Raw genomic sequence first — 11522 nt, forward strand, 5'->3', positions numbered from 1 at the left:
AACCTCCTATTCTTCAGCAGTATCGTGTCTATTTACATCTAAGTTATTGAAGATACTTGGTTCAGCATAGAATTGAGATTGTCTTTCTTGGTTGATTCTCTCTAACTCTGCTTCTGCTTGTTCTTCTGTCAGACCGTCCAATGTCATCAAGCAGTCTTACGTGATAATGTTTGAACGCCACCAGTACGAATAGACATGATGTTCGCTTGTTCGTTTTCATCTTCAGGTAATCCGTCCTTGAACTTAATTACTGGAATCGTTAACTCATAATCAACAGCCGATGGGTTGGCATCTAGTTCTAACATCTGTGCCACTTGGAACACTTGCTTTAAGCCTGAATCAAAGAACTGTCGTTTACGGTTGATCTTTGCAAGCAAGCTATTCATTCTCCATTTAATTGCAAGGCCTGAGTTTCCTGAAGTTCCTGAGTCCTGCATTCCAATAGCAACGTTCGGAATCTCACTAGTCGATAGTAGAAATTCGATAAGGTTATCAACCGACTTAAAGGCTGAGTCTAATTGTCCGTTCCACGTAATGTACTCAGGCAAAATATCATCTTTACCCATTACTTCAAACACCTTATTTACAGCTACCTGAAAATAAGAATTACCTTCTCCATCGTCTTGCAGTAAACCAGTAGGAACGGCAAGGGCAGGGTCAGCGTGACTATCTAAGATATGTGCAATCTGAGACATACGGTTATTGATCTCATCAAACAAAGTAACGTGTTCGCTAATGTCATCAATTCCCTGCCATGTTGTACCGTCTGTATAGTTAGGTACATGAACAACTAAAGGAACTGGAACGCCTGTTTCTTCAGACTCTCTGTATCCTTTATCTTCTCTTCCGATACGGAATGTTAAGATGTTTCCGTGACGGTCTGTATGGAATGAAGATAAGTCAAACTTTCTATAAACAATCTCACCTGCATAATGGCTTTCGACATATAAAAGGTAGTCATCAATAGAACCTGCTTTACGAACTGTGTTTGTAATATGGAAAGCTACAATCTTTGTTCGGTCATATGGTGAAACCTGTGGGTATACTTTCTTAGCATCTACAGGTTCAATAATTGTGTTAGGACGGTCAAAGGATTCAGGGTACATACCGTTGTACCTTTGTCCGTATCTAATCTTATAAAAAGCATCACCGTACATTGCGACTGCAACGCTAACTGGTAATCAACTTTATGAAGATCGTTAGTGTTTACCATTCGATCAATGGCAACCTGTTCTGTTGAGTTATCAGAACGACCACTTGAAAATTGTGGCTGTTCTCCAAATAAGAAATCTGCTGATTTTCTAACCAACAGACCTGCGAAGTTCACTGAGATATATAAGTCATTTTTTTCTAGTACTACGAAACACTTCGTCATGCTTACCTCTTACTAGTTTTTCGTTTCTCTTGTATCGATCAATACGTTCTGCATGATCGGGTAAAGGGAAATACTCACCCTTAATAAATAAATCTCTTAGTTCCTCCATGTTTACCACCCTTCAGGCTTATTCATAAATAGCCGTTTTCGTCTGTTCCCTGCCATGTCCACACAACTTGCTAAAGCATCGGGCAAGTCGTCATGATCGTGCTGAGGGAATTGTTCTAATTGTTCTAGCAATAATCGCTGTGATTTCTTAACACGAATAGCACCCTGTTCCACAATAGGTTCGAGTGCTTCGATTCTCATTTCTTTTTTAGTTCGTGGCTGTACGCTTTTCATACGAGTTGCAAAGTAACCTTGTTTAGAAAGGTTGGCTTTCAACTGTTGGTACATTGACCACTGGGCTTGAATAGTCTCGACACCAAACGTGTGATGACGATACTCTAATATCTTTTGTTCGGCTACCGCCAACGCTTCGTGCATGTTGCACTTCTTCGCCCATGCATCAATAACGTAAAAGATTCCTGTTCGTCTATCTCGTCCGATAGTCACGATAGCGTTATAATCTCCCGTTCCAGTAATCGCAACATCCCAAAACCCATAAAGATCTAAAGGTAAGTAACGACCTGTGTTATCAAATAAATCTTTATCGTCAAAGTGAACGAACATTTCAGGTTTGAATATAGCGTTATCAATATCAAACGGAATGTTCAAGAACTCTGAATTAAATGCCCTTGATCCTACGTTTACCTTTTCTTGCATTAACTTGTAATAAGGGAAACGGTCAGCCCAAAGTGTGGCAGTTCCTTTATCCATTTCGATTTGATTTTCATAATAGAAGTTCTCTGCGTTCTGCTTTCTGTCGTCATCTTCTTGGTTGGAATAAATAGACTCATACTTATTCCATAGTTCAGCATTATCAGGTTCACTAATAATTGCTGAATAACGGGTATCTTCAAAGTCAGGTCTTTCCATTACTGAAGGAAGTAATCCTAATGGATGTACTAACGTTCCCATGTAAATGAATGCTGTTCTCTCAGGATCACCCAAAGGCATTACTACTGAGTTAAACCAGTGAAAGTTCTTCTCTCGTAAATCAGGTGTATTTGTATTTCTGCTACTCTCTAAGTCATCGGCAATGACTAAATCAGGTCTATGTGATAAGTGACGTGAACCACGTAACTGCTTACCGATGGAAGCACTTTGTACTTTAATATTGTTCAAGGTTACGAATACTTGGTTATTGTCTCTGATATTCTCTTTCGTGTTAGTACTCATTAGTTCTCCAAAGTCTTCACGTAGCTTTTCATTATGTTTCAGCTGTAAGTTAATCCATTCCGTAAACATAATTGCACCTGCTTCAGTTTCTGAAACAATGATAATGTAGTTTCTAAGATTGAAGACAATATTGTATAAAGGAAACATATTACTAAGGTACGTTGACTTAGCGTGTCCACGGGGAACAGACCAAGCAAGACGTTTAGTAATTTCCTTAACGGTGTCATCTAGGTAAGATGATAATTCCTTATGAAAATGAGGTGCGTTTAAAACGTTGATTCCTTGTGGAATTAAGTTACCTGCATTATCAGGGTTTCTATCCTCGCTAAAATACTCATACATAAAATCTAAGGTTGATCCCCAACACCGTACAATCCGTTCAACCTTATTTCTTTCCTTCTGTCGTTCGACTGACTTTTCTAACATCTCCGTTGGTAATTCAGTACCTTCTTTTAATGCATTGTCAATCTCATTTAGAAATGAATCTAAGAACTCTAGTCTTTCTACGTAATCTTTATATGTAAGTCCCTTTACAGTACCTTCCATAATATCTCCCCTTATAATTGTTCCTAATATAAAGGGTTGTGAAAGTGGTCTTTTTGCAGGGTAAATAAAAGAGGAATGCCTTTTGGCATCCCCTTAGATCATCATGTTTATTAAAACTGTAAACAGTACGAATACTGAAGCTACCCCTGCTGTACCGAACAGCCATAACTGGGAAGTCCTGCAATCCTCAATATCGAAGTAACTACAAACAGAATTGTAAACCGTTTTAATCGTTGGTAAAGTGTATTCCTTTGTTAATGCGATAGCCTTACTCATGTTATCAATCCTTTGTGTGTGTTAGTGTAGTTAAATTACTTTAACTTAACTGTATTTAATTTAACATAAGTATCATATATAATCAAGACATATCTTTAAATTTGCATTTAGTTAAGTTAAAGTGGGTATACCATTAGCTAATGACAAAAGAAAACCACGACACCGTTAAGGCATCGTGGCTAATCTAGTTCCTTTAAAACCTTTCTAGCAATGTTCCATTCACTCTGATCGTTCTGTACAAGACTTTCTTTCTCTGCATGGTCTGCCCACCGTTTCAAAAGCAATCTAAGACTTGCTAATGTTATCGGTTTGAACCCTGTACCTTTAGGACGGCTAGGGCTGAACTGGATGTACTCAGTAGGCATGTTCGTTTTACCAAACACAAACAGTGTAGTGATGTTAGAGTACTTAGCCTGACGTATGGCTTTAACTAACTGACCTGAATTTAAAACGTTCTTATCTTCTTTAAATTCGATATGTAAAGTATGGCCATGAAGTTCAATGCTTCCGTCAATATCCCCTAGTTGGTTACGATCAGGGAAGCAAGAATGATACGGGGTTAAGTCCCATGTACCTTTAAGGAATCCTATAATGTTTCTGATATTAGGTAAGTGAATATTTTCTGTGTACTCTTCTCCGTTACGTTCCACTACGGTTACTTGTCTTCTAGTAGTCATATCCTGACCTCCAAAACTTTAATTACTTTAGTAATGGAAATATCTTTAAGGATTAGGACATGAACAAAGAAAAACCCCTGAAGAATTCAGAGGGTTACGTGTGTTCTAATAACATCTTCATAGATGAATAACCGATTGATCGGAAATGATAGTTTGCAAGGTGCGTTGTAAAGTTCCGTTTGTTTAAATGAAACTGCCCTTCCCCTACATTCCCTTTATGCTGTTTGTCGCAATAACCTAAACGGCTATCGGTTAATAGATCATACGGAGTAATCAAAAACAAATGCACTGTATCGGCAAAGCAGATACCATATATGAGAATGTCGAATTCGTCAGGCTTCACTTGCTGTATGTTACAATCCCAATCGTTTTTAAGATAATCGTTAGAAGCAAATAACCTAACGTCTAGACCATCGTTTTCAATTGCTGAAATAACATTGTGTTCGTTGATAGGTTCTTTGTGCTTTCGTTCTGCCCGTGAGAACTTCACTTCAATTCTAAGATCACTGTGAAGACCTGCTAAGTCATGGTGTAAATTCGTTGGTGTATTATGCTTAACTAATTTCTGTACAAGTAGTTCAGCGACTGCACCAAACCTACGAGTGTTCATGTTGAATAAATTATTTCTAAATGTCTCTGTGTTCATTTCCATCACCTCAATACAGTAATGGAAAATGGCAAAAGAAAAAGGACAGCCGTTAAGCTATCCCGTGTTTTTCTTTATACTCTTTTAATCTTCTAAAGAATGTAGCCCTTGTCATGCCATCGTATTCAGCTAACAGCTTATTAACGTTCTTCCCTGTTTCTAAATATTCCTGAATGGCTTTATTATAAGTCTTGGTGTTACTCTTCTTTCGTCCGAACTCAACACCATTCTTCATAGCATGTTCTCTACCCTCTGTTGTACGTTCAACAATCAAGGTACGTTCAACGTCTGCAAATAGGGCAAGCATTCCAACCATCGCTTTTCCATAAGGGCTGTCAGTCTTGCGTGTATCAATACCATCCTTAACAGCTACTAAGTAAATGCCGTTATCTGTTAGCTTATCTATAAGTGTCATAATTTGACCCATCGAACGTCCGAGACGATCTAACTTAGTAACTACAATAGTGTCACCTGATTCTAGTTTTTCATAAAGAGATTGGAAGCCTTCACGGTCTAGATTCTTTCCTGTCTTCTTATCTGAAAAGATATTCTCTTCTTCTACACCTGCTTGCATTACGTTTTCTTTTTGTAGTGAGTAATCTTGATGTACTGTAGAAACTCGTATATATCCGTAAGTAGTTGCCATGTTTAATCATCCTTAACTTTGTGTGTGTTAGTTTGTGTTAGATTAAATTAACTGTATTTACATAGTATCAAATGTTACTAACATGTGCAACCCTTAAGATAAAAAAAGTAACCGCAACTGTAAAAAGCTACGGCTACTTTAACGGATTCTTCTCTATTCTATGTTCTTAAAAATAAATTAGAACTAAATTTCACATACTATACTCTTGGTAAAAAACTCGTTTGTAATCAGAGATTATTACATATACAATAAGAACATACATTCTATTCGAGGTGCATTATGGAGAACATTAGTTCGATCAGCAATTAGATATTACACACGAATATATTGATCTTCTTAACGCTATTAAAGTGATTGAAAGAGACTTTCAGCTTTTTGAACATGAAAAAACTCCACACAAGACAGGTAGATCGTGGGCAGAATTCTGTATGAGTGTTAAGGCTAAAATGAATCGGCGTATGTATGAAGTGAAAAGCGAAATGAGGCGTTATGGAATTCGTGTTAGCTTCATGGGAACGTCAGGGGAAAGGGAAGGACAGACCATTAACTATGAAATGTGGTGTAATAATAAAGTAGATAAGATAAAGATTGTGAGGATGCAGTTACAGCGAAGAGTTGAAGCAGAAGTAAAGAAGTATTTGTTCACTGACTTTACCCCTGCTGAGTAGTTTATTTACTAAGAAATTGCTTAACCTTGTCACGATAGGATCGGTAAAGGTTATCTAAATCTTTATCTAATATAACTTGCTTCTCTTCTTGGTGTTCTACCGAATGAGATTCTTTAACCTCATACTCTTTCATCAAAGCATCTTGAACGATTTTGACATCCTCTTTCGTGTAGCTATCTACAATCTCAGCATCAACCATAAAGCCGAAAATTAAAAGTTCTTCTCTAGTCATTATCTACACTCTCCTTCTGTTTTAAATCTTCTAACACCTGACGATCAACAGTAAATGTAATTCTTATATCTCCGTCTCTAAACCTAAGCCATTGTGCATCTTCACTATCAATCGGTACAATCTCTGTTTGATGATGAACCTTTGAAATACTGTCTTCATTCTCTGTGAGGAATTTTAGTGCCTTGCCTACTGGAATGTCTTCAGCTTTCATATAAACCTCTCCTTGCTTACTCTCTTTCCAATAAAGCCCATAAGATAAAAATAATTATCGGCACAACTGTAAAGAACAGCGATGCCGATAATAGGTAAGTGTCTTGATCCCTAAAGCCTGTGATGATCCCAACAACGTTTACAATGAAGTAGACGATTACTATTAAGGTCAATGCTTAGATATTGTCAATCTCGATGTCTAGTAATGATTCACCTTCTAAAGTAAGTTCAATAATTGCATACTTTATTTGATGCCCGTATTGACCTCGAGTAACTTCTGCATTTAAATTCTCCTGTAAGTATCCTTTAATAAAGTCTTCTAACTGTTCCTTAGTCATATTAACGCCCTGCCTTTCTCAAATCATCTAAGGTATAGCCGAACTCTTTTATAACAAATTCAATTGTCTTAAACCTTGACCAAGCTTCTACTTCTTCTTCACTGCCCATAGCACTTAATATATAAGCGTCTTTGTTGTTAACATACTCTTCACGGATATTAGATAGGATTGTATCAATGTCAGGTGGTTCTACCCTTTCCTGATCCAGTAGCTTAAAGTTTATTAAGCAAATATGTGTAAACCTATCACCGAGTTCATTAGAAATAAATTCCTCTACGTCTATAATCTCTCCTACCCTGTCGATAGGCTTATCTCTTTCAATAACAGTGCTTGACTGCATATTTGCTTCAAAGTGTCCTCTACTATTAACACGTATTGTGTTGTAAACAACAAAGTATGTGTAGGTATATTTCATAGGGTTACTTCCTCCACTGGGTCGGCATAGATCGTAAGGTTGTACTTTCCATCTTTATATTCCTTTACATAATCAAGACCTAACTCTCTTGCAGATAACTCGAGGTCAGGAATACTGACGAAAGGTTCTGATTTAATTTGTTTAATGATTGTTCTAGTTTCCATTTTCTCAACTCCTAAAATTAGTTTCATAGAAGTAATGGAAACTGGCTAAGTAAAAAGGACATCCGAGTTATGGAAATTGTGCCGAAAAATTTGTATAGACGTTTTCGAATAGTGGTAAAATAAAGGGGTATTCACTTTAAAAAGGGGGAAGTATTTTGAGGAATCCTAATGAAGATCGTATCTATGATTCTGTAAGACGGGAAGCAAAGGCTATTGAGGATGGAGGTTTTATGTATCCTGATAATATGCATAGGGCTTACTCTCATTACTTCAACCTGATTCTGACGAGTAGTAAGTTAGACATTGAGATAAAGCAGGACGACCTAGTAAGGGCAACGCAATGGCTAGATTTACAGATTCATGAATGGAGTCTACAAACGAAATAATTAGTTGAGGGGGAAGTAAAGGGAAGCTTCCCCGAGTTGTGAAAAGTGGTGTGTATATGTAGCAGATACCTGCCGTAGTAATAGCACCACCAGACCCCCTATGGTGGGGTAGTTATCAGACAATTCAAACATGGAATTCTCTTTAATTGTGTCTATAATATATACAATTCAATTTACAAAAGAAAAGAATTTCTAAAATGATTAAGAAAATCAATTAAAGAATCAATTACATTCTGAGACTAACATGTGAGACTCTGTAGGTACTGATACATCAAGGGCGTTAAGGAGTATCAGAACCCAAGATATATGAGACTAGTATTGATACCTGTACTGTAGTTAATGTAATTAGTTTATAGACTCTGTATGTAAGGTGCTACACATTAAAGCTGTGTGCTTGTGTGTGCTTCTCTATACTATAAAGCTATGTAAGTTAATGACTATAAAATAAAAGGTACTACAAAGAAACACACCGTCTTTAAAAAGCCCGTCTAAAAACAACGCCCTCCTAAAAAAATAGTGTCCCCCTTTAAAAAGCACCCTCCTTTAAAAAGAACGCCCTACTTTAAAAGAAGCCACCCTAATAAAAAAAGAACCCCGTCCTATTGAGAACGGAGTGCCTTTAATTCTTCTAAGAGTTCATCGTCTGACTTCTCTTCTTTAACAGTAGCATTGACTTCCTGCTTGTCTGTTAGTTCACCGTAAGACTTCAACATCATTTCAAGATACCTAAAGTGTGAACGACTCTTAGGATCTAATGCCTTGTCTCTAAGAATACGTAAGGCTTCATCCTTAAAGGAATCATGAAAGGTTCTGCTTACTTCATTCTTATAAGCTACATACTCTTTGTTCTTATTCCAATTGGTAACAGTATTATAGTGTACGCCAATCTCTTCTGCTACTTGCTTCTGTGTCTTAGTAGGATCACTAACTAATAGATTGACTGCATACTTCTGTTGATCTGTTAATGCCATGTTCTATCCTTCCTTTCTAAATAATGAATAGGAGTTGTGGGAACTAGTCTCTATAGAAAGGGGCTAAGGGGAAATCCCCACTTCTCACAACTTCCCTTTTCTCCTTATGCTAGTTTCTTCTATAATATAGTTGCATATTATTTCCCTTGTGATTTCCCCTACTCCTTAAGACATATTTGTATAGCTATTACAGGTTACAAATAAAAAGAAGCCCCTGCTTTAATTAGCAAGGACTCATTTATAACGTGTATTCTATTTCTCTTTATTTACTATCTGTTCTTCAGCTTATAATCTAGAATATCATTAGGGTAAGCATCTTCACCAAACAACACCTGTAAGAAAGTTAACTTCTCTTTCTTAGTCATATTGCTAAAGTACTTATTAGTACCTCCATCATCTCTCATGTCACTAACTTCTTTTACCCTATCATCAATCTTCCTTCTTTGTTCTAAAGAAGCATCTGTATAGTAAGTACCATTCCAAAACCATTCAGGACTATTCTTAGGTTGAAGAGGTCTAGACTTAACATTTTCATTATTACTAGAAGACTTACTTTCCTTACTATTATCTTTCTCTTTATCCTTCTCAACTACTGGTAAAGGGTTAACCTCTTCTATATCTTCATCTGTTTGTCCTAATGCTTTTCTTAGTTCATCTACTGTTTCTACCTCTGTATTCGTTTCTTCACTTAGGTTACTTTGAATCTGTTGAAACTTCTTCATCTTCCTCTTGTACTCATCTTCTTCTATTAGTGCAAGAATGGAAGGTCTGTCATGTACTTCTACAATTAACTTTCTTATTATATCTGTTATGGCCATACCATCGTAATACTCTTGAATACCCTTTAACTTACCGAAACTTTCATTGTCTAACCTAACACTTACGCTATTCCATTCTTTATTAGCCATCGGTAACTTCACCTGCTTTAGCTGTATTTTATCTAACTTATATTATAGCATGGGAAGTTATTTTATGTATGTTTAATTATACCTAGTGTTCATTTCCCCCTACTCATTAGGTGCAGGAATAGGCATTTTGAAGGTTATTAGTTATCACTAAATTTGTGTAACCTTTTATACCCTTGTCATATATGACGTTGAGGGTTACACAAGAAATGTGTACACCCTAAGAATTGTGATTAGTTCTTTAGGAAGTAGATAAAGTTGTCGGCACATTTACCATTAAAAGGCTATAGATTTAGAGGGGTAAAGCCTGTTAATCTATGAATGGAATATCCTTCCTTACTTAACAGTAACCAATCACGGATATTTTCATAATTTCTCCTCTTACAATGGTATAGGGTAATTGTTATATTATGGATAGAAGGGGATAGAAATTTGTTTAACAGGGTCGCCTTTCTTTTAGAGGGTCGTTGGGCTAGAATAGGGTGTTAGATAATTTAAACACTGTGGCTGAATTTTAGGGGCTGTTAACGCTAAAATAGAGGTAGGAAGTAAATTAGTAGTAGTATTCCCTTTCAATCGGTGAAAGTATAAGTCACACTAAGAATAGAGATACCCCAATATGAATTGTAAAGGTTTATCATTCTGTAAAAAGGTAAGACTTTTCCTGATGAATAAACTAATTTTCAATGGAGTATAACGATAGTACAGTAAGTGTCCTCGTTTTATAGTAAGTTGTTAAATTATGGTATAATTGAGATACGTAGAGTTAAGGGTATTGCCTATATCCTCGGAAAAGAGGATATATGTTAGAACAGATTGCAGTAACAGTATTTTCAGGACTTCTAGTAGCCCTTTTAAGCTTACCTTTATTGGCTTTACCGCACCTCTACCCTAATCGTTTTGAGAATGGATTTAAACGAATCGGTGCTTTCTTTAGTAGTGTTGGTCGTGGAATTAAACGAGTTTGGAAATGGTGTACAGGCAAACCTTTGAAGTGGTTGAAGAGGAACGAGAAGCCACCTGATATAAAAAGTGAACGCACCACTATAATCATATCTAAGGAAAATCTTACTCAGTATTATGTAGACGAACTTCCAACGATTAAGAATGATTATAATATTATGGTATCGAAAGTGAATTTTACTAATCGGGCAAAGCAAGAAGATAAAGACGAGGTAAAAGAGAACACAAAAAGGTCTGATAGGTTGGCAGACCCGTCAGACGAGGATTAAGAACACAGAGTATACACAATAATAATTAGAGGGTATCAGGCAATACCCTTAATTCTGCGTATGACAATATCTAATTTAACCGTATCATAATAAACAACTAACGGCAAGACCTCTACCTTCTGTTTTTGATTGGTCATGCATTATAACCGATTTTCCTTTATAATAAGAGACAGGGAATATTTACCGTTGGACGGTGGCTTACATCCTCTTGCCTTTCAGGTCTGTATGACAGATCGGGAAGGGGGTGTAAATATGGTTGTAACGTATGAAGCATTGTTTCTAGCCTTAGCTGTTGGAACATTAGTCTATACGATTTCAAGAAACCAAAATAATGATGAAAATAGAAAAAAAGTAGTCACCCCACCGTCCAAAGTTGTGGTAACTACTTTTCCGAACAATTTAGAGGATAAGTAACCCACCGTTCTTGGTGAATCTCTTCCCCTAATTTAGCCTGTCAGTGTTCCCGCACTGATGGGCTTTATTAGTGTATACACATATCTTAGCAAATATGCAGGTGAATAGGCAAGATTTAGATACGGAAAAGCATCTTTTCT

The 11522-nt window shown here is 36.7% G+C and carries 18 protein-coding genes; 3 read left to right on the plus strand and 15 right to left on the minus strand.

What is annotated here, in order from left to right; genetic code table 11:
• Nucleotides 1-6 precede the first annotated feature (6 nt).
• The 8 genes from JCM19055_RS30235 to JCM19055_RS17635 all read right to left on the minus strand — a co-directional run bounded on the left by JCM19055_RS30235 (nucleotide 7) and on the right by JCM19055_RS17635 (nucleotide 5447).
• Nucleotides 7-147 carry a hypothetical protein gene (locus JCM19055_RS30235; protein WP_265182320.1) on the minus strand — a complete coding sequence of 47 codons (141 nt, stop codon included), beginning with the start codon at nucleotides 145-147 and terminating at the stop codon, nucleotides 7-9.
• Nucleotides 147-1157 (minus strand): phage portal protein, encoded by a 1011-nt coding sequence (locus tag JCM19055_RS17615; RefSeq protein ID WP_265182321.1) that lies wholly within the window; start codon nucleotides 1155-1157, stop codon nucleotides 147-149. Before JCM19055_RS17615 ends, JCM19055_RS30235 begins: the two co-directional genes overlap by 1 nt.
• Nucleotides 1058-1375 carry a phage portal protein gene (locus JCM19055_RS32175; RefSeq protein WP_370543210.1) on the minus strand — a complete coding sequence of 106 codons (318 nt, stop codon included), beginning with the start codon at nucleotides 1373-1375 and terminating at the stop codon, nucleotides 1058-1060. The genes JCM19055_RS17615 and JCM19055_RS32175 overlap by 100 nt, the downstream gene beginning before the upstream one ends.
• Nucleotides 1376-1486: 111 nt before the next feature.
• Nucleotides 1487-3202 (minus strand): phage terminase large subunit, encoded by a 1716-nt coding sequence (gene terL / locus JCM19055_RS17620; RefSeq protein ID WP_052366494.1) that lies wholly within the window; start codon nucleotides 3200-3202, stop codon nucleotides 1487-1489.
• Nucleotides 3203-3295: 93 nt separating this feature from the next.
• Nucleotides 3296-3478 (minus strand): hypothetical protein, encoded by a 183-nt coding sequence (locus JCM19055_RS26670; RefSeq protein ID WP_152549960.1) that lies wholly within the window; start codon nucleotides 3476-3478, stop codon nucleotides 3296-3298.
• A 179-nt stretch (nucleotides 3479-3657) separates the two neighbouring features.
• Nucleotides 3658-4155, minus strand: coding sequence for a hypothetical protein (locus tag JCM19055_RS17625; protein ID WP_042360676.1), 498 nt, complete (start codon nucleotides 4153-4155; stop codon nucleotides 3658-3660).
• A gap of 94 nt (nucleotides 4156-4249) precedes the next feature.
• Nucleotides 4250-4801, minus strand: coding sequence for a hypothetical protein (locus tag JCM19055_RS17630; protein WP_042360677.1), 552 nt, complete (start codon nucleotides 4799-4801; stop codon nucleotides 4250-4252).
• Between the two features lie 52 nt (nucleotides 4802-4853).
• The gene (locus JCM19055_RS17635; protein ID WP_042360678.1) at nucleotides 4854-5447 is read right to left on the minus strand and encodes a recombinase family protein; all 594 of its coding nucleotides are present in this window, start codon (nucleotides 5445-5447) and stop codon (nucleotides 4854-4856) included.
• A 350-nt stretch (nucleotides 5448-5797) separates the two neighbouring features.
• Between JCM19055_RS17635 and JCM19055_RS17640 the strand changes: the two genes are divergently transcribed.
• On the plus strand, nucleotides 5798-6115 hold the full coding sequence (locus JCM19055_RS17640) for a hypothetical protein (RefSeq protein WP_265182322.1): 318 nt from the start codon (nucleotides 5798-5800) through the stop codon (nucleotides 6113-6115).
• 1 nt (nucleotide 6116) lies between these two features.
• On the opposite strand, the gene JCM19055_RS17645 is transcribed toward JCM19055_RS17640, so the two are convergent.
• The 7 genes from JCM19055_RS17645 to JCM19055_RS17670 form a co-directional block, all read right to left on the minus strand.
• Nucleotides 6117-6347, minus strand: a complete 231-nt coding sequence (locus JCM19055_RS17645; RefSeq protein WP_042360680.1) for a hypothetical protein — start codon at nucleotides 6345-6347, stop codon at nucleotides 6117-6119.
• Nucleotides 6340-6558: a hypothetical protein gene (locus JCM19055_RS17650; RefSeq protein WP_042360681.1), complete on the minus strand. Its 219-nt coding sequence runs from the start codon at nucleotides 6556-6558 to the stop codon at nucleotides 6340-6342. The genes JCM19055_RS17645 and JCM19055_RS17650 overlap by 8 nt, the downstream gene beginning before the upstream one ends.
• Before the next feature lie 175 nt (nucleotides 6559-6733).
• Complete coding sequence (locus JCM19055_RS27605) at nucleotides 6734-6895, minus strand: hypothetical protein (protein WP_193745493.1); 162 nt, start codon at nucleotides 6893-6895, stop codon at nucleotides 6734-6736.
• Nucleotide 6896: 1 nt separating this feature from the next.
• Nucleotides 6897-7310 (minus strand): hypothetical protein, encoded by a 414-nt coding sequence (locus JCM19055_RS17655; protein WP_042360682.1) that lies wholly within the window; start codon nucleotides 7308-7310, stop codon nucleotides 6897-6899.
• Nucleotides 7307-7474 (minus strand): hypothetical protein, encoded by a 168-nt coding sequence (locus JCM19055_RS27610; protein ID WP_193745494.1) that lies wholly within the window; start codon nucleotides 7472-7474, stop codon nucleotides 7307-7309. Before JCM19055_RS27610 ends, JCM19055_RS17655 begins: the two co-directional genes overlap by 4 nt.
• Before the next feature lie 985 nt (nucleotides 7475-8459).
• On the minus strand, nucleotides 8460-8831 hold the full coding sequence (locus JCM19055_RS17665) for a phBC6A51 family helix-turn-helix protein (RefSeq protein ID WP_042360684.1): 372 nt from the start codon (nucleotides 8829-8831) through the stop codon (nucleotides 8460-8462).
• 269 nt (nucleotides 8832-9100) lie between these two features.
• The gene (locus JCM19055_RS17670) at nucleotides 9101-9739 is read right to left on the minus strand and encodes a hypothetical protein (protein WP_042360685.1); all 639 of its coding nucleotides are present in this window, start codon (nucleotides 9737-9739) and stop codon (nucleotides 9101-9103) included.
• Between the two features lie 800 nt (nucleotides 9740-10539).
• Between JCM19055_RS17670 and JCM19055_RS17675 the strand changes: the two genes are divergently transcribed.
• Together JCM19055_RS17675 and JCM19055_RS27615 are read left to right on the plus strand one after the other, a co-directional pair.
• The gene (locus JCM19055_RS17675; RefSeq protein ID WP_042360686.1) at nucleotides 10540-10968 is read left to right on the plus strand and encodes a hypothetical protein; all 429 of its coding nucleotides are present in this window, start codon (nucleotides 10540-10542) and stop codon (nucleotides 10966-10968) included.
• 252 nt (nucleotides 10969-11220) lie between these two features.
• Complete coding sequence (locus tag JCM19055_RS27615; protein ID WP_193745495.1) at nucleotides 11221-11382, plus strand: hypothetical protein; 162 nt, start codon at nucleotides 11221-11223, stop codon at nucleotides 11380-11382.
• The last annotated feature ends 140 nt before the right edge of the window (nucleotides 11383-11522 follow it).

It is taken from the genome of Geomicrobium sp. JCM 19055, assembly GCF_000698185.1.
Taxonomy (GTDB): Bacteria; Bacillota; Bacilli; order Bacillales; family Marinococcaceae; genus Geomicrobium_A; species Geomicrobium_A sediminis.